General features: G+C 65.3%; 26 protein-coding genes and 1 riboswitch. Of the genes, 8 read left to right on the forward strand and 18 right to left on the reverse strand.

From position 1 onward, the window contains the following. Positions 1-97 precede the first annotated feature (97 nt). Positions 98-1,555, reverse strand: coding sequence for a porin (locus AC07UX_RS09210; RefSeq protein ID WP_495191594.1), 1,458 nt, complete (start codon positions 1,553-1,555; stop codon positions 98-100). A gap of 226 nt (positions 1,556-1,781) precedes the next feature. On the opposite strand from AC07UX_RS09210, the gene AC07UX_RS09215 reads away from it, so the two are divergent. Together AC07UX_RS09215 and AC07UX_RS09220 are read left to right on the forward strand one after the other, a co-directional pair. Beyond that, positions 1,782-3,272: an ABC transporter substrate-binding protein gene (locus AC07UX_RS09215; protein WP_495191595.1), complete on the forward strand. Its 1,491-nt coding sequence runs from the start codon at positions 1,782-1,784 to the stop codon at positions 3,270-3,272. 22 nt (positions 3,273-3,294) lie between these two features. Further along, positions 3,295-3,717 (forward strand): DUF4112 domain-containing protein, encoded by a 423-nt coding sequence (locus AC07UX_RS09220; RefSeq protein ID WP_495191596.1) that lies wholly within the window; start codon positions 3,295-3,297, stop codon positions 3,715-3,717. Here AC07UX_RS09220 and AC07UX_RS09225 read toward each other — a convergent pair whose 3' ends face one another. Together AC07UX_RS09225 and nadC are read right to left on the reverse strand one after the other, a co-directional pair. Beyond that, entirely contained in the window at positions 3,718-4,425 is a 708-nt protein-coding gene (locus tag AC07UX_RS09225) for a ribonuclease T2 family protein (RefSeq protein WP_495191597.1), read from the reverse strand. Further along, the gene (nadC, locus tag AC07UX_RS09230; protein WP_495191598.1) at positions 4,418-5,266 is read right to left on the reverse strand and encodes a carboxylating nicotinate-nucleotide diphosphorylase; all 849 of its coding nucleotides are present in this window, start codon (positions 5,264-5,266) and stop codon (positions 4,418-4,420) included. Before nadC ends, AC07UX_RS09225 begins: the two co-directional genes overlap by 8 nt. Positions 5,267-5,349: 83 nt before the next feature. On the opposite strand from nadC, the gene AC07UX_RS09235 reads away from it, so the two are divergent. After that, the gene (locus tag AC07UX_RS09235; RefSeq protein WP_495191599.1) at positions 5,350-5,601 is read left to right on the forward strand and encodes a type II toxin-antitoxin system Phd/YefM family antitoxin; all 252 of its coding nucleotides are present in this window, start codon (positions 5,350-5,352) and stop codon (positions 5,599-5,601) included. Next, positions 5,598-6,026 (forward strand): type II toxin-antitoxin system VapC family toxin, encoded by a 429-nt coding sequence (locus AC07UX_RS09240; RefSeq protein WP_495191600.1) that lies wholly within the window; start codon positions 5,598-5,600, stop codon positions 6,024-6,026. The genes AC07UX_RS09235 and AC07UX_RS09240 overlap by 4 nt, the downstream gene beginning before the upstream one ends. Before the next feature lie 6 nt (positions 6,027-6,032). Here the strand turns inward: AC07UX_RS09240 and nadA are convergent, their stop codons facing one another. Genes nadA through AC07UX_RS09255 form a run of 3 tightly spaced genes read right to left on the reverse strand, consistent with a single transcriptional unit; the run spans position 6,033 to position 8,648 of the window. Continuing rightward, positions 6,033-7,019, reverse strand: a complete 987-nt coding sequence (gene nadA / locus AC07UX_RS09245; protein WP_495191601.1) for a quinolinate synthase NadA — start codon at positions 7,017-7,019, stop codon at positions 6,033-6,035. 46 nt (positions 7,020-7,065) lie between these two features. Beyond that, entirely contained in the window at positions 7,066-7,785 is a 720-nt protein-coding gene (locus tag AC07UX_RS09250) for a DUF4230 domain-containing protein (protein WP_495191602.1), read from the reverse strand. Then, entirely contained in the window at positions 7,770-8,648 is an 879-nt protein-coding gene (locus AC07UX_RS09255; protein WP_495191603.1) for an MBL fold metallo-hydrolase, read from the reverse strand. Before AC07UX_RS09255 ends, AC07UX_RS09250 begins: the two co-directional genes overlap by 16 nt. A 297-nt stretch (positions 8,649-8,945) precedes the next feature. Here AC07UX_RS09255 and AC07UX_RS09260 point away from each other — a divergent pair, with 297 nt between their 5' ends. Beyond that, positions 8,946-9,836, forward strand: a complete 891-nt coding sequence (locus tag AC07UX_RS09260) for a tyrosine recombinase XerC (RefSeq protein ID WP_495191604.1) — start codon at positions 8,946-8,948, stop codon at positions 9,834-9,836. Between the two features lie 63 nt (positions 9,837-9,899). Next, positions 9,900-10,199, forward strand: a complete 300-nt coding sequence (locus AC07UX_RS09265; RefSeq protein ID WP_495191605.1) for a hypothetical protein — start codon at positions 9,900-9,902, stop codon at positions 10,197-10,199. Here AC07UX_RS09265 and AC07UX_RS09270 read toward each other — a convergent pair. The 4 genes from AC07UX_RS09270 to rsmI all read right to left on the reverse strand — a co-directional run bounded on the left by AC07UX_RS09270 (position 10,196) and on the right by rsmI (position 13,158). After that, positions 10,196-10,795 carry a DedA family protein gene (locus AC07UX_RS09270; RefSeq protein WP_495191606.1) on the reverse strand — a complete coding sequence of 200 codons (600 nt, stop codon included), beginning with the start codon at positions 10,793-10,795 and terminating at the stop codon, positions 10,196-10,198. The genes AC07UX_RS09265 and AC07UX_RS09270 overlap by 4 nt on opposite strands. Positions 10,796-10,831: 36 nt before the next feature. Continuing rightward, complete coding sequence (gene gshB / locus AC07UX_RS09275; protein ID WP_495191607.1) at positions 10,832-11,806, reverse strand: glutathione synthase; 975 nt, start codon at positions 11,804-11,806, stop codon at positions 10,832-10,834. Positions 11,807-11,950: 144 nt separating this feature from the next. Continuing rightward, a complete protein-coding gene (locus AC07UX_RS09280) occupies positions 11,951-12,304 on the reverse strand; it encodes a YraN family protein (RefSeq protein ID WP_495191608.1) in 354 nt (117 codons plus the stop codon). Beyond that, positions 12,301-13,158 carry a 16S rRNA (cytidine(1402)-2'-O)-methyltransferase gene (gene rsmI / locus AC07UX_RS09285; RefSeq protein WP_495191609.1) on the reverse strand — a complete coding sequence of 286 codons (858 nt, stop codon included), beginning with the start codon at positions 13,156-13,158 and terminating at the stop codon, positions 12,301-12,303. The genes AC07UX_RS09280 and rsmI overlap by 4 nt, the downstream gene beginning before the upstream one ends. Positions 13,159-13,169: 11 nt before the next feature. Here rsmI and AC07UX_RS09290 point away from each other — a divergent pair, with 11 nt between their 5' ends. Next, positions 13,170-14,375 carry a penicillin-binding protein activator gene (locus tag AC07UX_RS09290; protein WP_495191610.1) on the forward strand — a complete coding sequence of 402 codons (1,206 nt, stop codon included), beginning with the start codon at positions 13,170-13,172 and terminating at the stop codon, positions 14,373-14,375. Between the two features lie 26 nt (positions 14,376-14,401). Here the strand turns inward: AC07UX_RS09290 and AC07UX_RS09295 are convergent, their stop codons facing one another. Together AC07UX_RS09295 and AC07UX_RS09300 are read right to left on the reverse strand one after the other, a co-directional pair. Further along, positions 14,402-15,178 carry an ABC transporter ATP-binding protein gene (locus tag AC07UX_RS09295; protein ID WP_495191611.1) on the reverse strand — a complete coding sequence of 259 codons (777 nt, stop codon included), beginning with the start codon at positions 15,176-15,178 and terminating at the stop codon, positions 14,402-14,404. After that, entirely contained in the window at positions 15,172-16,170 is a 999-nt protein-coding gene (locus tag AC07UX_RS09300; RefSeq protein ID WP_495191612.1) for a FecCD family ABC transporter permease, read from the reverse strand. Before AC07UX_RS09300 ends, AC07UX_RS09295 begins: the two co-directional genes overlap by 7 nt. 38 nt (positions 16,171-16,208) lie before the next feature. On the opposite strand from AC07UX_RS09300, the gene AC07UX_RS09305 reads away from it, so the two are divergent. Beyond that, positions 16,209-17,012, forward strand: a complete 804-nt coding sequence (locus AC07UX_RS09305; protein WP_495191844.1) for an ABC transporter substrate-binding protein — start codon at positions 16,209-16,211, stop codon at positions 17,010-17,012. Positions 17,013-17,028: 16 nt separating this feature from the next. Here the strand turns inward: AC07UX_RS09305 and AC07UX_RS09310 are convergent, their stop codons facing one another. From AC07UX_RS09310 to AC07UX_RS09335, 6 genes are all read right to left on the reverse strand, one after another. Beyond that, the gene (locus tag AC07UX_RS09310) at positions 17,029-18,879 is read right to left on the reverse strand and encodes a TonB-dependent receptor plug domain-containing protein (protein ID WP_495191845.1); all 1,851 of its coding nucleotides are present in this window, start codon (positions 18,877-18,879) and stop codon (positions 17,029-17,031) included. 170 nt (positions 18,880-19,049) lie between these two features. Then, positions 19,050-19,265, reverse strand: a riboswitch (cobalamin riboswitch). A gap of 62 nt (positions 19,266-19,327) precedes the next feature. Beyond that, entirely contained in the window at positions 19,328-20,134 is an 807-nt protein-coding gene (fdhD, locus tag AC07UX_RS09315) for a formate dehydrogenase accessory sulfurtransferase FdhD (RefSeq protein WP_495191846.1), read from the reverse strand. A 28-nt stretch (positions 20,135-20,162) separates the two neighbouring features. After that, the gene (locus tag AC07UX_RS09320; protein ID WP_495191613.1) at positions 20,163-20,468 is read right to left on the reverse strand and encodes a formate dehydrogenase subunit delta; all 306 of its coding nucleotides are present in this window, start codon (positions 20,466-20,468) and stop codon (positions 20,163-20,165) included. Positions 20,469-20,477: 9 nt separating this feature from the next. Beyond that, a complete protein-coding gene (fdhF, locus tag AC07UX_RS09325; protein ID WP_495191614.1) occupies positions 20,478-23,324 on the reverse strand; it encodes a formate dehydrogenase subunit alpha in 2,847 nt (948 codons plus the stop codon). Beyond that, positions 23,321-24,940, reverse strand: a complete 1,620-nt coding sequence (locus tag AC07UX_RS09330) for an NADH-ubiquinone oxidoreductase-F iron-sulfur binding region domain-containing protein (RefSeq protein ID WP_495191615.1) — start codon at positions 24,938-24,940, stop codon at positions 23,321-23,323. The genes fdhF and AC07UX_RS09330 overlap by 4 nt, the downstream gene beginning before the upstream one ends. Further along, complete coding sequence (locus AC07UX_RS09335; protein WP_495191847.1) at positions 24,937-25,389, reverse strand: NAD(P)H-dependent oxidoreductase subunit E; 453 nt, start codon at positions 25,387-25,389, stop codon at positions 24,937-24,939. The genes AC07UX_RS09330 and AC07UX_RS09335 overlap by 4 nt, the downstream gene beginning before the upstream one ends. Positions 25,390-25,473 lie beyond the last annotated feature (84 nt).

The following is a 25,473-nucleotide window of genomic DNA, read 5'->3' on the forward strand; positions in this document are numbered from 1 at the left end:
ATGACGCATCGACACACTCGGTTAAAGCAGCGTTATCGACGCTTCTTATACAAGTCCCTTGATATATCGTTGCCAACCCTGCGGCCGCTGTCGCCGGTCAATAATTCCACTGTACCTGCGTGCGGATCAGGTCACCTTCTGCGCGGCCGGTGCGGCGCTCGTCCGCCTCGGCGCGCTTCATGCGGGCATAGGCGACCGTCAGTTCCAGCGCCTTCCAGATTTGCCATTCGACGCCCATCTCGAACTCGTCCGTCTCCAGTCGCGGCGCACTGGTCGCGCCCTTCCACCCGCCGCGATAGCGTTGCCAGCGACCATAGGGAATCAGCGTGCCGACCGTATCGGTAGGCAGGCGGTACATCATCTGGACATAGCCGCCGCTCAGCTTCTTGGTTTCGATCGCCTTGCTGGTCAGGTCATATTCCGGCCCCTTGCCCCAATTCCATTCGGCCTGGATGCCAAATGGCTGCGGATAGAGCATCGCATGCAGGCCGACGCGATTATCCTTGTAGGCGACAGGGCTGATCGAACCGCTGCGCAATTCGGGCTGGACGTCGTTCAGCATCGCCGATCCGCCGATTTCGAACACCTGCCCGGCAAAAGCGCCACCCAGCCCGTCCAGTTCGAACGGCCATGTCGCAAAGGCGACCTTCATCAGCCCGCGATTCTGCTCGGTCCGGTTGATGCCTTGCCCGTTGAAAACCCCCAGGCCAAAGGCGCCGTAATTGCCGAACAGCTTCTGCCCGCCATCCTCCAATCGCGCCCAGATCCTGTCGACCGAAGCGGGCGTATAATAAGCGACGACGCCCAGATCCCGCTCGCTGGGCACCGCGCTGTTGATCGCATCGCTACGGTCCAGCGTCAGGCGATTGGACGATGACTGCATATTTTCCCAACCGAACGGCACTTTCGACTGGCCGAGGCGCAGGCGCAGGCTCTTTGCCTTGTCGATGAAGATATCGGCATAGGCGTCGCGCAACTGGACATAGCCCTCGCGCCGTTCGGTGCCCGCCTGATTGTTCACGGCCGTTGCGAAATCGGACTGGAAATAGAGCGACACGCGATCGGAGACGTCGCCCTGCAATACCAGCCGTGCCCGGCGCAGAGAAAAGCCGCTGCGGTCTGAAATCGCGCTGTCATGGACCGAGCCAAGACGCGAAATCCCCGCCGGCGCGCTATCGTCCCCGGACAGGAAGGCGTTGTAGCGCATCTGGGTATAGCCCCGCAGCGTCAGCTTTTCATACCATGCCTTGGATTTGGGTGCAGGCGCGGACGCGGCGGCAACCGCTACAGGCTCGGCCGGTGGCACGGACGCAGCGGCCAAGGCGGTCGGCGCGGCCGGCGCGGCTTCCGGGTTTTGCGATCCTGCTGCCGGCACCGGACCGGTGGCCGTCGCCGTCTTGCTGGCGGCCAGTGCGCTGGTCAGCGCCTGCACCTGCGCCTTCAACTCGTCGATCTGCTGCTGCAAGGCGGCGTTGCTTTGCGCCGCCGCCATCTCCGGCATCAGGGCGATCAGGCTCACCGCCAACGCCATGCCCTTCAGTCTTGATCCTGTCATTGCCCGCCTTCCGATCCGAATGCGGCAGAGCGCTATGTCAGTTTGATGACGTGAAAATGACATTTATATCTCACTTTAGTGACAGTGAAACGAAGACACCGCGCATCGCGCGACCTGCCGGCCTCTCGACGCCGACCCCTCGTCGTCGGCCTATCGCGATAGGCTTGCGCTCTTGTCCGCCGGGTGTTTCCACCGGCCCTCAAAATGCTCTAAGCCTTCGACCAGCATGTTCATGATCACCCCCATCGTCCAGTCTTGCCGCCGCGCCACGCTGGTCGCCGCAGCAGGGCTGGCCCTGCTCGCGAGCAGCTGTTCGGACGAGGGCAAGGGGCCTGTCGTCGTCAGCGTACTGGGCGATAAAGACGATTTCGCGAAACCGTTGCTCCGCCTGCCCGACCCCGGCGCCAAACTGATCCTGGAAGCGACCGCGCAGGGTCTGGTGGCCTTCGACGCCAGCGGGGAAATCCTGCCTGCTCTGGCGCAACGATGGATCGTGGAGGATGACGGGCGATCCTATATATTCCGCCTGCGCCGTGCGTTCTGGGCCAATGGTGCGCGCGTCACCGCCCCCGATGTCGCCCGCATGCTGATGGCACGAATCGAATCGCTGCGTCGCCTGGACCCGGACGGCCCGCTCGATGCGGTACAGGCGGTCGTGCCGATGACCGGCGAAGTGATCGAAATCCGCATGACCGCCCCGCGCCCCTATGTGCTGCAAATGCTGGCCCAGCCGCAGATGGCCGTCCTGTCACGGGATGGCGGCACCGGACCCTATCGCCGCGTCACCAAGGGCGACGCCACCTATTTGACGCCCGTGGACCGCACCACCGGCGATGCTCCCGACGATCCGCCGCCCCCTTCGCAGACGCTGGTTCTGCGCGCCGAACGCGCCGCGCTGGCGATCATTCGCTTCCGGGAGAGGGATGCCGCACTGGTGCTGGGCGGGCGCTTTACCGACCTGCCGCTGCTGGTATCCGCCGGGATCGACCGCGATAATGTCCGCATCGATCCGGTAAGCGGCCTGCTCGGCCTTGCCGTCACCGGTCAGGGCAAGCTGCTCGACGATCCCGCCATCCGCGCCGCGATCAACATGAGCATCGACCGCAGCCAGCTGCCCGCCCTGTTCCCGCTCGGTGGCTGGGCGACCAGCGAACGGTTGCTGCCTGACCAGATGGACCTGGGCCGCGCGCCCACCGATCCTGCCTGGGCTGCCCAATCGCTCGACCAGCGGCGCGCGCAGGCCGGGGCGAGCGTCACCCGCTGGCGCGCAGACCATGGCCCGCCGCCGCCGCTGCGCATCGCCCTGCCGCGCGGCCCCGGTGCCACCCTGTTGCTTGGCATGCTGCGCCGCGACCTCGCCGCGATAGGCCTGTCCGTCCGGCGCGTCGCGCTCGATGCGCAAGCCGATCTGCGGCTGGTCGATGAAGTCGCCGCCTATGACAGCGCACTCTGGTATCTCGGCCGCGTCGGCTGCGCGCGGAAAATCCATTGCAGCGATGGCGCCGATGCCCAGCTGCACGCCGCCAGCCTGGCCCCGACCATGGACGAACGGGTCGCCCGCATTGCCGAGGCGGAGGCGCAGATGGTCGGCCACAACGGCTACATCCCGCTGGGCGCCCCGGTGCGCTGGTCGCTGGTATCGAAACGGCTTACCGGCTTCCAATCATCCGCCCGCGCACGGCACCCATTGAACCATCTCTTCCGCACCACCAATTAGGGTGGCGGAGGAGAATTTTCAGATGGCGATTTCCCAGGACCAGTTTGATCGTATCGCGCGCGATATGCCCGGTTTTGGCCGCGACCCAGCCTCGATCCGCCGCCGGATCGAGGCGATGGAGGCGATGCTGGAGGGGCTGTTCGTCATTCCCGGCACCAAATATCGCGTTGGCCTCGACAGTCTGGTCGGGCTGGTGCCGGTGGTGGGCGATCTTGCCACCGCGGCCATGGGCGCCTGGATCGTGTGGGAAGCCCGCAATCTGGGCATGTCGAAATGGCAGATCACCCGCATGGCTGCCAATGTCGGCGTGGATACGCTGATCGGCGCCATTCCCTTCGCCGGCGACCTGTTCGACTTTCTCTACAAGTCGAATACCAAGAATCTGCGCATCATCCGCAAGCATCTTGATCGCCACCATCCCTCGACGGTGACGATCGACGGCTAATCACCCCTTAGGCTGAATCCGCAACTGCGCCCGGTCCTTCACCCCGCCCTGCTGCGGCGGGCAGCTGATGTAGCGATAGTTACGGTCCATGCAGATCCACACTTCGCTCAGGGCGCCGTCGCGCGTCACGTTCAACCGAATGCCGTCCGCGACCATGCCTTTATTCTCCGCCGCGAAGGCCTGGGCGAAATCCCGCGCCGACAAAGTCGGCCGCGCCGCCAGCGCCGCCATGTCGGGATAACGCAGCCCCTGATACAGCTTGCGCGACAGGGCAAAGAATTTGGTCGGATTGGTCGGCATGCAGGTGCCGTGCTTTTCCCATTCATGCTGGATCAGCTGCACCGACGGCGTCGAACAGAGATGGTCGCGGATCACCTTGCGCGGCAGGACTCCCGAAGCCTTGCAATATTGCGGCCATTCCTGCCCATAGCCGTCCGGCCACAGCCCATGCAGGGTGAAGGCGAAATCATTGCCCGACTGGCACTGGAAAGCATCCCGCGCGCCGCCGCGCGACGTCTTGCAATATTGCGGCGTCCAGCTGACCGCCAGCGTATAATAGCCGATCGGCAGCACCCGCTTGGGATCTTCGGCCGTCGGCCCCTCGACCTTGGGCCGCGCGATGATTTCGGGCAGGCGGCACTGGTTGGCCTGTGCCATGGCCATGCCCGGCATGGCGATCGCGATAAGGGGCAGCAGCATCTTAAGCATAAGCGAAATCCAGTCCGATGTCGGCGGCCGGCGCCGATTGGGTCAGTCGGCCGACGCTGATATAAGTCACGCCGGTCTCCGCCTTGGCGCGGATCGTGTCCAGCGTGACCCCGCCCGACGATTCGGTCGGCACCCGCCCACCGATCAGCGTCACGGCCCCGCGCAGCGTCGGCGCATCCATATTGTCGAGCAGCAGATGGGTGGCGCCGGCAGCCAGCGCCGGCTCGATCTGGTCCACCCGATCGACCTCGACGATGATCCGCTCGACGCCCGCTGCCACGGCGCGGCGTACCGCCTCCTCGACGGATCCGGCAACGGCGACATGATTGTCCTTGATCATCGCCGCGTCCCACAGGCCCATGCGATGATTGGTCGCCCCGCCCTGCCGCGTCGCATATTTTTCCAGTACCCGCAGGCCCGGAATCGTCTTGCGCGTGTCGAGCAAGGTCGCGCCCGTGCCCAGGATCGCGTCGACATAGGCCCGCGTCATCGTCGCGATGCCGGTCAGATGCTGTACGGTGTTGAGCGCGGACCGCTCCGCGGTCAGCATCGCCCGCGCCTTGCCCCGGATGCGCATGATGTCGGTCCCCGCCGCCACCCGATCGCCATCGCGATGCAGCAATTCGATCTCGACATCCGGGTCCAGCGCCCGGAAAAACGCCATGGCAATCGGCAGCCCGGCCAGCGTCACATCATCCCGGCTGTCCATCACCCCGTCGAAGATCGCATCGGCTGGGATCACCGCCTCGCTGGTCACATCGCGGCCATCGGGACCAAAGTCTTCGGCCAGCGTGGCCGCCACAAAAGCATCAAGGTCGAAACCGGGGAGGGAGAAGGTCATGGCCTCTCTCTAATCATATGTGGTGCGGTCGCAAGTCTCCATCGCGCTTGACTTAGTCCATGGACTAAGTCCATATTGCTCGCATGACCGCGACCGTCAATGTTCACGAGGCCAAGACGCATTTCTCCAAGCTCTTGGATCGCGCCCACGCCGGCGAGGAAATCATCCTTGCAAAGGCTGGAAAGCCCTATGCCAAACTTGTGCCGATCAATCCGGTGCAGGACCGCCCCAAAAGGCGGGGTGGCCAGTTTGCAGGCCTGTTCACGGTTGGCGACGAAATTTTCGATCCACTGCCGGAGGACGAATTGCGCCTTTGGGAGGGGCATGGGGATTGAGGCTGCTTCTCGACACCCATGTCCTGATCTGGTGGTGGACGGACCGAAGCCTGCTGCCTGACAGGATTGATCGCATGATCGAAAGCGGCGCCGACCAGATTTTCGTCAGCAGCGTGAATGCCTGGGAAATCGCGACGAAGGCGCGAGTCGGCAAGCTGCCACAACTCCTGCCCTACCTCGATCGCTATGAGGCTGCGGTGGCGGATGCCGACTTCCGCTCACTCGACCTGAAATCTGCCCATGGACTGCGCGCCGGTGCTTATGATGTGCCGCATCGCGATCCTTTCGACCGGATGCTGGCGGCACAGGCGGAACTGGAAGACTTGACCTTGCTCACCCGCGATCCGGCCTTCGCGGCATTTCCTTGCGAAACATTATGGCACCAGCCGCTGCTCAGCGAACAGCGGCTGGCGTACCGAAGTTAAAGCGCCTTAGCGCGCGCCCACATCGCCCTGCCCCACCGTGCCGCTGGCCATTTCCAGCATCCGGTCCAGACTCTTCTTCGCCTGCAACCGTAGCGTCTCGTCCATCTCGATACGCGGCTGCAAGTCGCGCAGCGACAGATACAGCTTTTCCATCGTGTTGAGCGCCATATAGGGGCAGATGTTGCAGTTGCAGTTGCCGTCCGCACCCGGCGCGCCGATGAAATTCTTGTCCGGCACCGCTTTTTGCATCTGGTGGATGATATGCGGTTCGGTCGCCACGATCAGCGTGTCGCCCGGCATCGTCTTGGCGAAATCGAGGATGCCGCTGGTCGACCCGACATAATCGGCATGATCGACGATATAGGGCGGGCATTCGGGATGCGCAGCGATGGGCGCGTCGGGATGCACGGCCTTCAGCTTGAGCAACTCGGTCTCGCTGAACGCCTCATGCACGATGCACACGCCCGGCCACAACAGCATGTCGCGGCCCAGCTTGCGCTTGAGGTACCCGCCCAGATGCTTGTCGGGACCAAAGATGATCTTCTGATCCTTGGGGATCTGCGCCAATATCTTTTCGGCGGAAGACGACGTCACGATGATGTCGGACAGCGCCTTCACCTCGGCCGAACAGTTGATGTAGCTGAGCGCAATATGATCGGGGTGCGCCTCGCGAAACGCCTTGAACTGCGCGGGCGGGCAGCTGTCTTCCAGGCTGCAACCGGCATCCATGTCCGGCAGCACCACGATCTTTTCCGGCGACAGGATCTTGGCCGTCTCCGCCATGAAGCGCACACCGCAAAAAGCGATGACGTCCGCATCCGTCTCCGCCGCCTTGCGCGACAGCTCCAGCGAATCGCCGACGAAATCGGACAGATCCTGAATTTCCGGCGATTGATAATAATGGCCAAGGATCACGGCATTGCGCTCCTTGCGCAGCCGGTCGATTTCAGCACGCAGGTCGGTGCCCTGCGGAATCGCGGTGAAAGCGTTCATACCCTGTAACTCCTGCCTGTCCCTGCATCCGGGCTTACCGCGCGCCCTAGCGGGCCTGTCTGCGGTTTGCCAGTACCTCGTTGATCGGCGTGGTGACGTCCCACCGCTCGCGATTGTCCCCTTTGCGCTCCGACGGGAAGGTGACGATCACCCGCGCATTGCCAAAGCCCATCGCGGCCAGCGGCGCGCCCATGACCTTCGCCACTGCCGACCGCCCATATTCGCGCGCCTGCGCCATGCGTTCGGGCGACCGGGCAGAGGCTTCCGCCCGCGCCTGCGCATGGGCGGACGCCTTGCGGCTCAGCGCCTCGCCCGCTTCGCGCGTCACGAACATGCCGCCGGTGCGCACCAAGGTCCGGCGCGCTTCATCGACATTGGCCTTGTCCGTCTTCACGTCGGGCGCATTGACGATCAGCGTGCGGCTCTTTTCATCCCATTCCAGATCGCTTGGCGAAAGCCCCGACAGGTCGATGAAATAATCGACCGAATAGGGCATCTTCACCACCTGGTCGGATTTCAGCCAGCCAAAGCCGCGCACATCCTGGGCCGTACTCTGGACCACGCCGTTCAACCGCGACACGCGCAGGTCGCTGGTGCCGGCGATCTTCTCTGCGATGATCTTCGTCACCGCCGATCCATCATCCTCCACCGCCACCACATAGTCGCGATTATAGCGCTGCCAGCCGACCAGCATCGCCGCGCCCGCGAACAGGATCAGCAGCGCCGCGCCGATCGGACCGGCGTACCGTTTCAACGCATCTGCCATCGCCCGTCCCCGGTGGGTTCTGCCAGACCCCGACCGTCCAGGTCGATCAGATGCGCCAGCACCGATCGCCCGGCGGCGCCATGCAGGCGCGGATCTACGCCCTTGTACATCTCCGCCACCATGTCCGGGATGGCGCTGTCCCCGTTCCGTTCCAGGAATCGCAAAATCTGCCCCTCGCGCTGCTTGCGATGCCCCATCATCCCGCGCACCAGCCGCTGCGGATTGTCGATCGGCTCGCCATGGGCGGGATAATAGACGACATCGTCGCGCCCCAGAAGCAACTGCATGGAACGCATATAGGCGGTCATGTCGCCATCGGGGGGGGAAATCACGCTGGTGGACCAGCCCATCACATGATCGCCGCTGAACAGCGCCTTTTCCTCCAGCAGGGCAAAGCACAGATGGTTGGACGTATGGCCCGGCGTCGCCACCGCCGCCAGCGTCCAGCCCGGCCCGCGCACCTGCTCGCCATCGGCCAAGATGCGATCGGGGCGATAGCCCGCGTCAAACGCCGCGTCCGCGCGCGGCCCGTCATCGTCCAGCGTCAGCGGCGCGCAACCGATGACCGGCGCGCCGGTCAGGTCGCTCAATGGCCGCGCGGCCGGGCTATGGTCGCGATGGGTATGGGTGCATAATATCGCCACCACCGGCCGCCCCGCGATCGCGGCGATCAGCGCGGCCAGATGGTCGGCATCGTCCGGGCCGGGATCAATCACCGCCACGGCCTGCGCGCCGACGATATAGGTCTGAGTTCCGGTAAAGGTGAAAGGCGAAGGATTGGGCGCCAACACGCGATGAACCAGGGGGCTGAGCGGCATCAAAAGGCCGGTCGGCAGGTCGGCCGGATCGAAGGGAGGTGCCATGCCCACCCATGTGCCCATTTATGCGCGGATTTCAAGGGTGCGCGACATGTCGCCCCCTTACCTTCACCCCAGCGAAGGCTGGGATCGCAGCCGTCGCTGGGATAACGTTTGGGAAAGTAGCCCTTCCGTCATCCATCCCGTCCACCTGTCCTACTGCGCCGCCCTCTGATATGCTCCCGCCATGCCCGCTCAGCGCTCCTCGTCCCCCCACATTAGTTCGCAACAATATTTCCAACTCTTGTTCCAAAATGTCTCATTTGGCGGGAAATGTGCGAAGTTAAGCCCGGCGTGTCCAACATGAGCGGCGCCCTCCCCGAACGCTGGCGCCAGCATCTGGCGCTCGACCGTCGTCGCTCCATCCATACCGTGCGCGCCTATGTCGCAACGGCCGAGCGGCTGATCGCCTTCCTCGCGGAGCATCGGGGTGAAGCCGTCACCGCAACAACCCTCGCCAGCCTCGATCAGGCGGACCTGCGCGCCTTCCTGTCCAGCCGCCGCGCCGACGGCATCGGCAACCTCTCCGCCGCACGCGAACTGTCCGCCGTGCGCGGTTTTCTGAAATTCGTCGGCGGCGACGATGCCCGTGTGCCGCACCTCAAAGGCCCACGGGTCAAGCGCGGCCTGCCCCGCCCCGTCTCCCCCGACGAAGCGGTCGCGCTGGCGCAGGATATCGCCGAAACCGCGCGCGACGGCTGGATCGGTGCGCGCGACTGGGCCGTGCTCCTGCTACTCTATGGTGCCGGGCTGCGCATCGGGGAGGCGATGGGGCTGCATGGCGACATATTGCCGCTGGCCGACACGCTGCGCGTCACCGGCAAGCGCAACAAGACCCGCATCGTTCCGCTATTGCCGCAAGTGCGCGACGCGATCGCCGCCTATCTCGACCTCTGCCCTTATCCGCCGGCCCGCGACGAACCTTTGTTCCGGGGTGCGCGCGGCGGGCCGCTCTCTCCTGCGATCATCCGCCGCGCCGTGCAGGGCGCGCGCGGGCGCCTCGGCCTGTCGGACCGCACCACGCCGCATGCGCTGCGCCACAGTTTCGCGACTCATCTGCTGGGGCGCGGCGCGGACCTGCGCTCCCTTCAGGAACTGCTCGGCCATGCCAGCCTGTCCTCGACCCAAATCTATACGCAGGTCGATGCCGCCCATCTGCTCGACATCTATCGCAACGCCCACCCCCGCGCCTGAAATCGCCTTATATCGGCCGCAATCGCAGGACAGCTTGCATCATCTTCGGCCCCGAAGGGGAATATGATGATGTTGCGTCTGATATTGGCCCTGCAAAGCGTGGGCGGGGCCGACATTCCCGCCGATTTCGACCTGAAGAAGGTGAAACCCTCCCCTGATGCCAACGCCATCGTCGTCACCGCGCGACGCCAGAGCCAGCGGGTCGATAACGAACCTGTCCCGTTGGACACCGAACCGCCGCTCGGTCGCGCGGAAATGGGGCTGTTCGGCAAGGTGAAGGGCAATGTCCATGTCGAAAGCCAGAGCATGGCCAACGGCACCACCTCCCAGCGAGTGATGGTAGGGGTGAAAATTCCCTTCTAGCCCTTGGGCCGCCAGGTCGCGAGCCGCCAAAGATAGAGCAGCACCGCCCCGATGACGCAGGCGGTCGCCGCCGGTCCGACATAATGGTCGATGTTGCGGAAATTCTGCCCCAGCACATAGCCGGCATAGGCCAGGATGACGTTCCAGATCAGCGCGCCGCCAGTGGTCCATAACAGGAAGCGCACATGACCCATGCGGAACAGCCCGGCGGGCAGCGATATCATCGTGCGAAACGCCGGCATGAAGCGAAACACGAAGACGACGATCTGCCCATATTTACCGAACAGCCGGTCCAGCGCCTCGACATCGCGCCATTCCAGCGTGGCCCAGCGGCCGAAGCGGTCGACAAGCGGCTTCAACCGGGCAAAGCCCAGCATATGGCCCACCAGATACCAGACATAATTGCCGATGGTGGTGCCGATCGTGCCCGCCAGCAACAGCCATTCCATCGCCATCCGCCCCTGCCCGACGCGGATGCCGCCAATGCCCATGATCAGTTCGGACGGGATCGGCGGAAAGACATTTTCCAGGATCATCAGGAAGAAGATCCCCCAATATCCCCCCGCATCGATCAGGCGGAGCACCCAATCGGTCATATCCCCAAGCCCGTCAGGAAAACCCTGGGCATCAGGTCACGCCGCCGCCCGCGCCGCCAGCCGTGCGTCGATGGCGTCCCAGATCAGGCCGCCGGTATCCGTGCCGTCGAACGCATCGATCGACACGATCCCCGTCGGCGACGTCACGTTGATTTCCGTCAGCCATTCGCCGCCGATCACGTCGATCCCCACGAACAACAAGCCGCGCGCCTTGAGTTCCGGGCCAAGCGCGGCGCAGATTTCGCGCTCCTTATCGGTCAATTCGGTCTTGGCCGCCGATCCGCCCACGGCCAGGTTCGACCGGATCTCGCCCTTGCCCGGAATGCGGTTGACCGCGCCCGCGACCTCTCCGTCGATCAGCACGATCCGCTTGTCGCCTTCCGCGACGCCGGGGATGAAGGCCTGCACCATGAAGGGTTCGACCCATGAGGCGTTGAACAGTTCCACCAGCGACGACAGGTTCGCCCCGTTGCTGCCGACATGGAACACCGCCACGCCGCCATTGCCATAGAGCGGCTTCACCACGATCTCGCCATGCTCGGCCAGGAACGTCTTCACCTGCGCCAGATCGCGGGTGATCATCGTGGGCGGCATGAAGCGCGCATAGTCCAGCACGAACAGCTTTTCGGGCGCATTGCGGACGCTGGCGGGGTCGTTCACCACCAATGTCTCGTCCTGCACCCGCTCCAGCAGATGGGTGGCGGTGATGTAGCTGAGGTCGAACGGCGGGTCCTGCCGCATCCACACGACATCGACGTCCCGGCCAAGGTCCAGCACTTCCCAGTCGCCAAAGGCGAAATGATCGCCCTGCACCTTCTGCACCCGCACCGGCCGTGCCTTGGCCAGCACGCGGCCGTCGCGGAAGGTCAGGTCCGGCGCCAGATAATGATAGAGCCTGTGCCCCCGCGCCTGCGCCGCCAGCATGATATGGAAGGTCGAATCGCCCCCGATCTTGATACCCTCCATGGGGTCCATCTGCATGGCGACGGTCAGGGGGTTGAGTTCGGTCATTCGTATCTTTCCCTTAAACCGTTCGGTTCGCGCAGCTTCGAGCCTGTCGAGAAGCGTCTGTCGAGAATGCCTTCTCGACTTCGGCTCTCGGCTTCGCTCGAACCTCCGCTCGAAACGAACGGGGTTGATTGATGGGGCAGGCCATCACCCCCCATGCCAGACATTGGCCAGATGGCGTGGCGCGCGGCCCGGCGCAAGGAGGATGACGTCGATTCGCATATCGTCGCCCGGTTTCGCCAGATCATGCCACAATATTTCCGCCGCGGCCGCGACCCGCGCCAGCCGGCGTTCGTCGATCGCCAGGTCCAGCTCCGCCGCGCTTCCCCGCGCCTTCACCTCGACAAAGGCGATCATCGACCCGCGCCGCGCGACGAGGTCGACCTCGCCAGCAGGCGTCCGCATCCGCCGCCCGACAATCTGCCAGCCTTTAAGCCGCAGCCACCAGGCAGCGATGCGTTCGGCCTGACGTCCGCGCTTCTCCGCCTGATGCCTGCTCACCCCTCCGATTCCATGGCCTTCAATTCCGTCGCCCGGTCATACAGCGTCCGCCGATCCAGCCCCAGCTTCTTGGCCACCTCGCCCGCCGCCTTGGACACCGGCAACCGGGTCAGCGCCTCCCGCAACGCCGCATCGGCATCCTCCGCGCTCGCCGGCGGCGCTTCGCCGGGCGGACCGACGGTGACGACGATCTCCCCCTTGGGCGGCGCATCGGCGTAGCGGACGGACAATTCGGTCAATGTGCCCGTCGCCGTCTCCTCGAACGTCTTGCTGATCTCCCGGCTCACCGCCGCGTCCCGATCGCCCAGATGCGCGGCCATCGACGCCAGACTGTCGGACAGGCGCGGTCCGCTCTCGTAAAAGACCAAGGTGGCCCGCAGCGCTGCCACTTCGTCCAGCGCGTCCCCCCGCGCCTTCGCCTTGCTGGGCAGGAAGCCCATGAACAGGAAGCGATCGGTCGGCAGGCCCGACAGCGTCAGCGCCGCGATCGCCGCGCTGGGTCCGGGCAGGGTCGTGACCTTCCGCCCCGCCGCCCGCGCGTCGCGCACCAGCTTGTATCCCGGATCTGAAATCAGCGGCGTCCCCGCGTCCGACAGCAAAGCCACCGATTCGCTCGCCATCCGTTCGACCAGCCGCTGCCGCACATTTTCCGCGCTATGATCATGATAGGGGACCATCGGCCGGTCCGACCCGGCGTGGCGCAGGAGGCGCGCGCTCACCCGTGTATCTTCCACGGCGACCACATCTGCCAGCCGCAGGACTTCCGCCCCGCGCGGCGTAAGGTCACCAAGGTTGCCGATTGGCCCCGCCACGATATAAAGCCCAGGCTCAAGCCCTGAAGGTTCAGTTTCCATAAGGACGCCAGATGACAGAGACGGATGCCCCCCGGCAAGCAAACATGTTCGCCGCCATAAAAAGGGGCGCGCGGATCGCCTTCATGGGGGCGGCCCTGTTCCTGGCCGCCTGTCAGTCGATCGTGCCCAAGGGGCCGGGGCCAGCCGCCCCCACTGGTCCCACCCGGCCGACCGGTCCGGAAGTCGTGCAGGGCCTGCCCACCGATACAGCCCGTCATCGCGTTGCCCTGCTGGTGCCGATGACCGGCACCAATGCGGGCGTGGGCCAGTCGATCGCCAACGCCACCACGCTGGCCTTGCTGGATACCAAGACCGATCGCGTACGCATCACCACCTATGACACGGCGCTGGGTGCGGCGGCCGCCGTCAACAAGGCGCTGGCCGACGGCAACCGCCTGATCCTTGGCCCCTTGCTGGCGGAGGATGCCCGCATCGTCGGGCCTATCGCCGCCCGCGCCAATGTGCCGGTCGTCAGCTTTTCAAACGATGCCAGCATCGCGGGCAGCGGCGTCTATGTGCTGGGCTACAACACCGCCCAGTCGATCGACCGCGTCGTGGATTATGCGAAGGGCAAGGGCCTGTCCCGCTTCGGCGCGCTGGTGCCCCGCGGCACTTATGGCGAACGGGCCGGCAACGCCATGCTCCGCGCGGTCGAACAGGCCGGCGGTACCGTCGTGTCGATGCAGACCTTCGACCGCTCGCCTGCCTCCATCACTGCTGCGGTGAACAAGCTCCAGGCCTCATCCAGCTACGACGCGCTGCTCATCGCCGACAGCGGCCGGGTGGCGTTGCAGGTCGCGCCGATCGTGCGCAAGAATGGCGGCGCCACCGCACGCCTGCTGGGCACGGAACTGTGGAACACGGACACCGCGCTGGCTGCAAGTCCCGTGCTGCGCGGCGCCTGGTTCGCCAGCGTGTCCGATGCGCTGTATCGCCAGCTCGCCAACAAATATCGCGCCCGCTACGGCAGCGCCCCCTTCCGCCTCTCCTCGCTCGGCTATGATTCGGTGTTGTTGACCGTCCGCATCGCGCAGGACTGGAAGCCCGGTACGCCCTTCCCGGCGGCCCGCCTGCGTGACGCCGGCGGCTTTTCCGGGATCGACGGCGCCTTCCGCTTCAACCGTGCGGGCGTGGCCGAACGCGCGCTGGAGGTCGGGGAAGTCGGCGCCGGCACCATCAGCGTGATCGACCCTGCCCCGCGCAGCTTCGGCGAGTAAGACCGTCCTTCCCGCAGGGGGAGGATTTAGCGGACCCGCCCCACCGGCAGGATCAGCGGCACGTCCCCGTCCCGCTCGATCCGGGCGGTCACGCCATAGACGCGCGCCAATATGTCGGGCGTCAGCACATCCATCGGCGCGCCATCGGCGACAAGCGCGCCTCCGTCCATCAGCAGCAACCGGTCGCAATAGCGCGCGGCCATGCCAAGGTCGTGCAGCACGGTCACCACCAGCGCCCCGCCCCGCGCCTCGGCCCGCAGCAGGTCCATGACGTCGATCTGATGCCCCGGATCGAGCGCGGCCAGCGGCTCGTCCGCGATCAGCGCCCGCGCGCCCACGGCCAGCGCCCGCGCCAGCAGCACCCGCGCCCGCTCGCCACCCGACAATTCGGTCGCGAGCCGGCCTTTGAGGTGCAGCACATCGGCCCGCGCCATCGCTGCCTCGATCGCCGCCTCGTCCTCCACCGACAGGCGCGACAACGGCCCCAGATGCGGCAGTCGCCCCAGCGCCACCAGCCGCTCGACCCCCAGCGGCCAGTGCAGCGTCTGCCCCTGCGGCAGATAGGCGACGGATTTCGCCACGCTCTGCCGGTCCAGCCCGGCCACATCGCGCCCGTCGATCCGCACCTGCCCCGCTTCCGGCTTCGCCAGCCCCAGCAGCGCCCGGATCAAGGTGGACTTGCCCGCGCCATTGGGGCCGATCACGCCGACCAACCGTCCCGGCTCCAGCGTCACGCCGACATTGCGGACCGCCGCATGACGCCCCAGCCGGACCGACAATCCGTCCGCAACGATCGTCACCATAGCCGCCGCTCCCGCATCAGATGGACAAGGAAGACCGGAACGCCCAGCAACGCGGTCACGACCCCCAGTTTCAGTTCGCTGGTCGACGGGATCAGCCGCACGCCGATATCCGCCAGCGTCAGCAGCGCCGCCCCGCCCAGCACCGATGGCAGCAGCACGGCCGATGGCGAGCGGTCGGTCAACGGCCGCACCAGATGCGGCACGATCAGGCCGATGAAGCCGATCGATCCGGACACCGCCACCGCGCCGCCCACGCCGATCGCCACACCCAGCATCATGCGCAGCCGCGCGGCCGACAGGTTGACGCCCAGCGCCTGCGCGCCTTCCTCCCCCAATGTCAGCGCGTCCAGCGTCCGTCCATCCGCCAGCAGCAGGGCCGCGCCGATGATGACGCAGGGCAGCGCGATCCAGACATGGTCATAGCTGCGATTTTCCAGGCTCCCCAGCAGCCAGCTCATGATCTCCATCGCAGCGAAGGGGTTGGGCGACAGGTTGAGCGCCAAGCTGATCCCTGCCCCCGCCAGCGTCGACACGGCGATGCCGGCCAGGATCAGCGTCAGCGGGCTTTCCGCCGATCCCGACAGCAGGAACAGGGTCAGGATCGCGATCGCCCCGCCAAATATCGCCAGCAGCGGCAGCGCCAGCGGATGCAGTTCGGACAGGCCGAAATAGAGCGCGCAGACCGCCCCCAGCGCCGCCGAATTGGATGCGCCCAGCACCGATGGTTCGGCCAGCGGATTGCGCAGATAGCCCTGCAACGCTGCCCCCGCCACGCCCAGCATCGCGCCGACCAGCAGGCCCAGCAACATGCGCGGCAGGCGCAGCTCCAATATGATGGTGCGGGCGATCATGTCGCCGCCGCCGGTCACCACCGCCCAGATGCGCGCGGGGCTGATCGTCACCGCGCCCAGGAATATGGAGGCAAAGGCCGCGCCGATGACGATCAGCACCAGACCGGGGATCAACAGGGGATGATAGCGGCCTGCGCTCATGGCTTGCCTCCTTGGCCGTGCTTGATAAGGCGGTGGGGATGATCGGCCGGATGATCCTTGCGGCAACCGCCCTGTTCGCGCTCGGCGGCGCGGCGGCGCCTCCACGCCGGATCGTATCGCTCAATGTCTGCGCCGACCAGTATCTGCTTGCCCTGGCCGATCCGGGCCAGATCGCGGCGCTCAGCAGCAATGCGCGCGATCCTGCCTTGTCGGCGGCGGCGGACAAGGCGCGTGGTATTCGCATCCTGCGCCGGCCGCTGGAAGAAGTGCTGGCGATCCAGCCCGACCTGATCCTGGGCTATCCGATCGGCATGAACAGGGTCGCCGGCGCCCCGCCGGGCGACTGGCGCACGGTCGGCCTCGCCAGTGCAGAAAGCTATGGCGCGATCCTCGAACAAATTCGTCAGGTGGCCCGTGCCATCGGCCATGTCGATCGGGGTGAAGCGCTGATTGCGCGGATGAATCGCGACCTTGCCGCGCTGCGCCATCCTGGCCGGAGCAGAGTCGCCGCCTATTATCAGCGGCGCGGCTATATGACCGGCACCGGCACGTTGATCGACGATCTCATGCATCGCGTTGGCCTCACCAATCTCGCCAGCCGGCTCGGCAAGCCGATGCTGGCGCAGATATCGCTGGAGGAAATGGTCGCCGCCCGCCCCGACTGGCTGATCGTGGAAAGCGCGACCGACCGGGTGGTCGATCAGGGCACGGAAATGCTGCATCATCCAGCGCTGCGCACCATCCCGCGCATCAGCCTGCCGCAAAGCTGGACCGTGTGCGGCGGCCCAGCCTATGTGCAGGCGGCAGGGGCCATCACGGCGCGCCTGAACGCGCCGCGCTGACCCCGGCCAACGGTCATCAGAAGCGGACACGCACGCCGCCATAGGCAGCGCGGCCATAGGTGCCGTAACCATAGGCCGTCTGGTAATTCTCATCGGTCAGATTGTCGACGCGGCCATAGACTTCCAGATGCTCGCCCACGGGGAAGGATGCCCGGACGCCGGCCAGCGCATAGCCGTCCAGCCGGCGCGTGTTGGCCGCATTGTCGAAACTGTCGCCGACCATCGTGACGGTCGCCCCGGTCGCCAGGCCGAAGGGCCAGACATAATCGACCGACAGGCTCACCGCATTGGTGGCGCGGCGGGCCAGGCGATTGCCATAGGTGGCCGATCCTTCCGACCTGTCGCGCGCGTCGACATAGCTGTAGCTGCCGGTCACGGTCAGCGCGTCCACTGGCTTCAGCGCGATCGAGGCTTCCACGCCCTTGGCACGGGTGCGGTCCAGATTGGCGTAGCGGAACGTGTCGTTGTCGTAGTTGATCTGGTTGCGGGTATCGCGCTGGAATGCCGTGACCGACAGCACGGCCCGGTCACCGTCGAGGCGTTGGTCGAAGCCGATATCATAGCTTTTCGACCGTTCGGGGGTCAGCGCCGCATTGCCGCTCCAGCTATCGTAGAGCTGATAGAGCGATGGCGCCTTGAAGCCCTCGCCATAGCTCAGCCGCACATTGGTTGCGCCGCCATTGGGCGAATAATTGGCGTTCGCGCCAAAGGTGGTCGCGCCGCCGAACTGGCTATGATCGTCATGGCGCACGCCGCCGGTGACGGCCAGGCCCGTGAAGGGCTTCACGATCGCCAGTGCATAGACGCTGTCGATATTGATCTTGGCGCTGGTCGTGCCGAAGGCGTCATAATAATCATAGTCCGGCCGCTCATGCTCATAACCGAAGACCAGCCTGGCCTGATCGATGGGCGCATAGACGCCTTCATATTCGAAACGCAGATTGGTGCCGCTATAGCCATAATCGACCTCCGCGCCGCGCGCCGAATAATAGTCACGCTCGTTGCGCATCCAGGTGACGGCCGCCCGGTTGGTCAGCTTGCCGTCCAGCAGCGCGAGGTTGATGCCAGCATAGCCGACATATTGATCGGTAATGGCGACTTCAGGCGTGTCGGACAGCACATAGTCGGGCGCCGGGAAGCCATCCACGTCCAGATCTGCATGGATATAATAGCCGCGCAGGTCGAGGCTGAGATTGTCCGAGAAGGCCAGCTTCACCCGCGCATTGGCGGCGATATTCTCCGTGCCGTCCCGCTCGGTACCATTGGCGGCCGACGAAATGCCATCTGTGCGGAAATAGGCTGCGCCCACACCGCCCGACGCGATGCCGGCAGTCCCGGAAACGTCCGCCTTCGCGCTGAACGTGTCGCTATAGCCATATTCGGCCGATGCGTTGGCGCCGAAGCCTTCGGCCGGCACGCCGGTCATGATATTGACCACGCCGCCGATCGCCTGGCTGCCGTGTACCACCGAGTTGGAGCCGCGCAGCACTTCGATCCGGCGGATATTCCCGGTCAGCAGCGGGCCGAAATCATAGCCGTCGCCAATACCGCTGGGGTCGTTCACCTTCACCCCGTCGATCAGCACCAGAGTCTGCGTCGTTTCCGCACCGCGCAGCGACACGCCGGTCTGCGCGCCGACGGTACCGTTGCGGTTGAAACGCACGCCCGGCGTCGTCGCCAGCAGGTCCACTACGTCGATCGCCTGCCGCGTCTTGATCGTGTCCGCGTCGATGACCGTGATCGCCTGACCGACTTCGTCGCGCGACTGTGCGATACCCGCGGCGGTCACGACGATATCGTCGTCCGCCTGCGCAAAGGCCGGATTGGCAGCGACCAGAGCCACCAGCGAAAGTCCATATTTCAACATTGTCATTGCCCCTACAGCGTCAAAGCGACGGTGGCTGGGGCGTCCGCCCGAAAGCGGTCGGGCCTTTGGGGGGATGACGCCATATCCCGTCCGCGGCCCGATGCGGCCCCGGCCGCATGGCGTCGCTCGACGGAAAACCACCGTGCCCCGACCATCCCCTGGACCAAAGCAAGAGCGACCAAGCGCCGGCCGGTATCCTGGCTCGCGGGTCGTGGCACGATGCACGCCTTCCCGGATTGCTCCAGTGGCTGCCCCTTTTTTTTGGGGCCAGTGCATCGCGCTATCCGCTCACAGTTGCAGGGACAGCCGTGGATTAAGGCGCTTGTGACGCCCGCACCACATTCCCGATTAACCCGTTTCCGGGCACCGGCGCGATCATGTTGCAGGAAAGACATGCCTTCCCCACAGCGCGCGCCATAAGGGAAAGCCGGGACGCTGCCAAGCGCTCCTATGCTTGGCGGATGTCGCTGTGGCCCCGAAGCAACAGCGCATCGGACCGCGCCAATACGACCAGCGGCAATCCGGCAGCCTCGGCCCGCTCCGCCGCCAGCCGGGTGGGCGCGGATATGGTGACCAGCAACGGGCAATCGGCCAACACCGCCTTCTCCACCAGCTCATAGGAGCAGCGCGACGACAGCAGCGCAAAGCCGCCGTCCCAGTCCGCCGCCATCCGCGCCATTGCGCCGATCAGCTTGTCGAACGCATTGTGCCGCCCGACATCCTCCCGCGCCAGCCGGATCGCGCCGTCCGCCCCCACCCAGGCCGCCGCATGCGCCGCCCCGGTTGCGGTATTAAGCGGCTGATGATCGCGCAATGCCGCCAGTGCGCGAAAGATGGCGGCGCGGTCCGCCCGCGATGACGCTGTCACGCGCGGCAGCGGCCGGATCGCCTGCTCCAGATTCTCGATCCCGCACAGCCCGCAGGAGGAATCCGATGCGCGATGCCGAACCCGCTCCAGCAGCCCATCGGTCCGATGCGGCGGCAACGTCGCGCGGGCGATGATCCCCGCACCGGTATCATGCACGTCCACGTCCAGCAGCGTGTCGTCCCGGCTCACCAGCCGCTCGGCCAGGCTGAACCCCTGCACCAGATCCGCGATATCTCCGGGCGTCGCCATCAGCACGGCATAGCCCGCACCGTTATATTCGATCGCGACCGGCACTTCCTGCGCCAGCGGCCGGTCGATCGCCTGCGTCGCACCATCGGGCGTCAAACGATCGAATGTCAGGGAAGTGGCGGCAGGCTCATCCATCATCATGGCCTAGCGGTGGACGGCCCGTCGCTCAACCGGCGTCGCAATGGCCCGCTTCATCCACCGCGTTGAACTGCGCCGCATCGACCTTTGGCGCCGGCCGGCCCTGCGCCATTCGCACGACGGCGGCGGCCACGGTCGGTGAGAGCCGTTCGGGCTGCTCCTGCGCGATGGCGACGATCTGCGCCTTCATCCGCGGGTCCCAAAAGCGGGTCAGATGTTCGGCCAGCGCTTCCCTCGCCTTCGCTTCGCCCATCATCGCCATGTTGCGGGCAATCTGGTGCGCCATATAGACCAGCCGGTCCGTGGTGGACATGACATGGGTATCGTCGCTCATGTGCCCGCCTTATTCCGCCGCTTCCAATGGCGCGATGCGGCGGCTGTTGCGCGCCTGCTCGGCATAATCCTGCTGCCAGTCGCTCGGCCCGTTGGACGCCATCACCTGCACCGCCGTCACCTTATATTCCGGGCAATTGGTGGCCCAGTCCGAATAGTCGGTTGTGATGACGTTCGCCTGCGTTTCGGGATGATGGAAAGTCGTATAGACTACGCCCGGCGCGACCCGTTCGGTGATGAGCGCGCGCAAGGTCGTCTCCCCAGCACGACTGCGCAGCGTCACCCAGTCGCCATCCTTCAAGCCCCGGTTCTCGGCATCGCTAGGGTGCATTTCCAGACGGTCTTCCGGGTGCCAGGCGGTATTGGCCGTCCGCCGCGTCTGCGCGCCGACATTATAGTGGCTGAGGATTCGGCCGGTCGTCAGCAGCAACGGGAAGCGCGGCCCCGTCTTCTCGTCGGTCGGCACATAGTCTGTCAGGACGAACTTGCCCTTCCCCCGCACGAAGCCGCCGATATGCATGGTCGGCGTGCCGTCCGGCGCGGCATCATTGGCCGGCCATTGCAGCGATCCTTCCGCCTCCAGCCGGTCATAATGCACACCGGCAAAGGTCGGCGTCAACGCCGCGATCTCGTCCATGATCTGCGACGGATGGCTATAGTCCCAGTGCAACCCCATGGCGTTCGCCACCAGCTGCACGATCTCCCAATCGGCATAGCCGTTGAGCGGCGCCATCACCTTGCGCACGCGCTGGATACGCCGCTCGGCATTGGTGAAGGTGCCGTCCTTTTCCAGGAAGGTCGATCCGGGCAGAAAGACATGCGCATAATTGGCGGTTTCGTTGAGGAACAAATCCTGCACCACCACGCACTCCATCGCCGCCAGCCCCGCCGCGACATGATGGGTATTGGGGTCGGACTGCAATATATCCTCGCCCTGCACGAACAGGCCCTTGAAGGTGCCATCGGTCGCGGCGTCGAGCATGTTGGGGATGCGTAGCCCCGGTTCGGCATCCAGCGTCACGCCCCAAGCCTGCTCGAACAGCCCGCGCGTCGCATCGTCCGACACATGCCGATAGCCGCTGAACTCATGCGGGAAGCTGCCCATGTCGCACGCCCCCTGCACATTATTCTGCCCCCGCAGCGGATTTACGCCCACGCCTTCGCGTCCGACATTGCCGGTCGCCATGGCGAGGTTGGCGATCGCCATGACGGTCGATGATCCTTGCGAATGTTCGGTGACGCCCAGGCCATAATAGATCGCGCCATTGCCCCCGATCGCATAGAGCCGCGCGGCCGCGCGCACATCCTGCGCCTTCACGCCCGTCAGCGGTTCGATCGCCTCGGGCGAGCGCGCCGGTTCCGACACGAACGCCGCCCAGTCCATGAATTCGTCCCAGTCGCACCGTGCGCGGATGAAGGCTTCGTCATACAGCTTCTCAGTCACGACCACATGGGCGATCGCCGTCAGCATCGCAACGTTGGTGCCCGGCCGCAAGGGGAGATGATGCTCCGCCTCGACATGGGGCGATTGCACCAGATCGGTACGCCGCGGGTCGATGACGATCAGCTTCGCGCCCTGCCGCAGCCGCTTCTTTATGCGGCTGGCGAACACCGGATGCCCGTCGGTCGGATTGGCCCCGATGACCAGGATGACGTCCGCCTGCATCACGCTGTCGAAATCCTGCGTCCCTGCCGACGTCCCGAATGTCTGACTGAGGCCATAGCCGGTCGGCGAATGGCACACCCGCGCGCACGTATCGACATTATTGTTGCCGAACCCCTGCCGGATCAGCTTCTGCACCAGAAACGTCTCTTCATTGGTGCAACGGCTGGAGGTGATCCCGCCGATCGAGCGCGTCCCATATTTCGCCTGAATCCGGCGAAACTCCGACGCGGTATAGGCAATCGCCTCCTCCCACGACACTTCGCGCCATGGCTCGCTCACCGACGCACGGATCATGGGGTTCAATATACGGTCCTGATGCTGGGCATAGCCCCAGGCAAAGCGCCCCTTGACGCAGCTATGACCGCGATTGGCCTTGCCGTCCTTCCACGGCACCATCCGGACCAGCTCCTCGCCCCGCATTTCCGCGCGGAACGTGCAGCCCACGCCGCAATAGGCGCAGGTGGTGACGACGGCGCGATCGGGCGTGCCGATCTCCACCACCGCCTTCTCGATCAGGCTCGCGGTCGGGCAGGCCTGCACGCACGCCCCGCAGGATACGCATTCGGAGCCCAGAAAATCCTCGCCCTGCGACGGCGAAACCTTCGACTCAAATCCCTTATTCTCGATCGTCAGCGCAAAGGTACCCTGTACCTCCTCGCACGCGCGCACGCAGCGCGAACAGACGATGCACTTGCTGGGATCGAAATCGAAATAGGGGTTCGACTGGTCCTTCGCCTGCCCCATGTTCGTGGCGCCATCATAACCATAACGCACATCGCGCAGGCCCACCGCGCCGGCCTGATCCTGCAATTCGCAATCGCCGTTTGCGCCGCACGTCAGGCAATCGAGCGGATGATCGGAAATATAGAGTTCCATCACGCCGCGCCGCAGCTGCTTCAGTCGCTCGGTCTGGGTGCGCACCACCATGCCGTCCGCGACCGGCGTGGTGCAGGATGCAGGATAGCCATTGCGCCCCTCCACTTCGACCAGACACAGGCGGCACGACCCGAAACTCTCCACGCTGTCAGTAGCGCACAGTTTAGGGATGGAACCACCCAACAGAGACGCCGCCCGCATGATGCTGGTCCCTTCGGGCAGGGTCACGCTCTGCCCGTCGATGGTCAGGGTGACGCTCTTGCCCGTCGCCAGCGCGGGCGGCGTACCATGATCGGTTTCGCGGGCGTAGGTCATTCCGCTGCTTCCTTGATGGGCGCAGGCGCGCCGAAATCTTCAGGAAAATAATCGAGCGCGCTCAACACCGGATAAGGCGTGAAACCGCCCAGGGCGCAGAGCGAGCCATATTTCATCGTGTCGGCCAGGTCGCGCAAAAGGCTGGTCTGCGCCTCGATCGACACGTCGATCCGGTCCGGCGCGCGGGAATAGAGGGCTCTATTCAGATATCCCTCTTTCGTTCGTGCTGAGCCTGTCGAAGCGTGCGCGCGTGCTTCGACCAGCTCAGCACGAACGGAGTGTGAGCTTTCTCGCGCCCCGATGATCCGGTCCATGATCTCCACCCCGCGGGTCGATCCGATCCGGCAGGGCGTGCATTTGCCGCAGCTTTCCGCCGCGCAGAATTCCATCGCGAAGCGTGCCATATGCGCCATGTCGACACTGTCGTCGAACACGGTAATGCCCGCATGGCCGATCAGCCCGCCTGCCTGCGCAAAGGCTTCATAGTCGAACGGCAGATGGAACATGGACGGCGGAAAATAAGCGCCCAGCGGCCCGCCCACCTGCACCGCCCGCACCGGCCGCCCGCTTGCCGTGCCGCCGCCGATTTCGTTCACCAGTTCGCCCAGCGTGATGCCGAACCCGATCTCGTACAGCCCGCCATGTCGCACATTGCCTGCAAGCTGCACCGGCATCGTCCCGCGCGACCGACCAAAGCCAACCGCCGCATAGGCCTCTGGCCCTTCCGACAGGATGAACGGCACGGCGGCCAGAGACAGCACATTATTGATGACGGTCGGCTGTCCGAACAGCCCCTTGAGCGCCGGCAAAGGCGGCTTGGCCCGCACCTGCCCGCGCTTGCCCTCGATACTGTCGAGCAGCGCCGTCTCCTCACCGCAGACATAGGCACCCGCGCCCTCGCGCACTTCCAGCACGAACGGCGCGACCAGAGGCGCCGACGCCTCGATCGCCGCGCGCATCGTCGATATGCAGTAGGGATATTCGGAGCGGATATAGATGTAGCCACGCCCCGCGCCCACGGCATAGGCGGCGATCGCCATACCCTCGATCAGGCAATAGGGATCGCCCTCCATCAGCATCCGGTCGGCAAAGGTGCCGCTATCGCCCTCGTCCGCATTGCAGACGATATATTTGTCGCCAGCGGGCGCATCCAAAACGGTCTGCCACTTGATCCCGGTGGGGAAGCCCGCGCCGCCGCGCCCGCGCAGACCCGACGCCTTGACCGCATCGACCACCTGTTGCGGCGCCCGCGCCCGCGCTGCCTCCAGGCCCAGCCAGCCGGCCAATGCCGCATAATCGTCCAGGCTCAGCGGATCGATGACCCCGCAGCGCGCGAAGGTGAAACGTTGCTGCCCGGCGAAGAAGGGCAAATCTTCCACCGTGCCCAACCGCCCCGCATGGCTGCCATCCAGCACGGCTGCCACATCCTGTGGCCCGACCGGCCCAAAGCCGATCCGCCCTTCGTCGGTCTCCACCTCGACCAGTGGTTCGATACTGAACAACCCGCGCGATCCGGTTCGCACAACGTGGCACCCGGCGTCCGCAAAGGCGCGCGCCACCTCGTCAGCGCCAAGCGCGACCGAGGCCATGTCGCCGCTGATGAAAACCCGGCTCATGCCGCCACCTCCAGCGCAATCCGCTCCAGCGCCGCCGCATCGATCCGCGCCACCGGCCGCCCATCCACCAGCGCATTGGGGCCAACCGCACACAGACCCAGGCAATAGACCGGCTCCAGCGCCACCTGCCCATCGGCCCGCACTTCCCCCATCGCCACGCCCAGCCGCCGGGCCGCAGCCTGCTCGATCGCCGCGCCACCCCGCGCCTGGCAGCTTTCCGCGCGGCACAGTTTCACCACATGGCGACCCGGCGGCGTTCGACGAAAATCATGATAGAAGGTGATGACGCCATGCACATCGGCGCGGCTGAGATTCAGCGCGCTGGCGATTGCGGGCACCCACGCATCGTCAATATAGCCACCCTCCTCCTGCATCGCGTGGAGCAGCGGCAACAGCCGATCGCGCGTCGTGCCATGGCGCGCGGTCCAGGCGCCGATAAACTCTTGCATCATGCCCTGCCTTTTGGCTCATTTTGCGCGTGATCCTGCGCACGGGCCGTCAGCAGGTCAAATCGAAGTCCAGCATCGTTGATA

This window comes from Sphingobium sp. GW821-FHT02B05, from assembly GCF_059421905.1.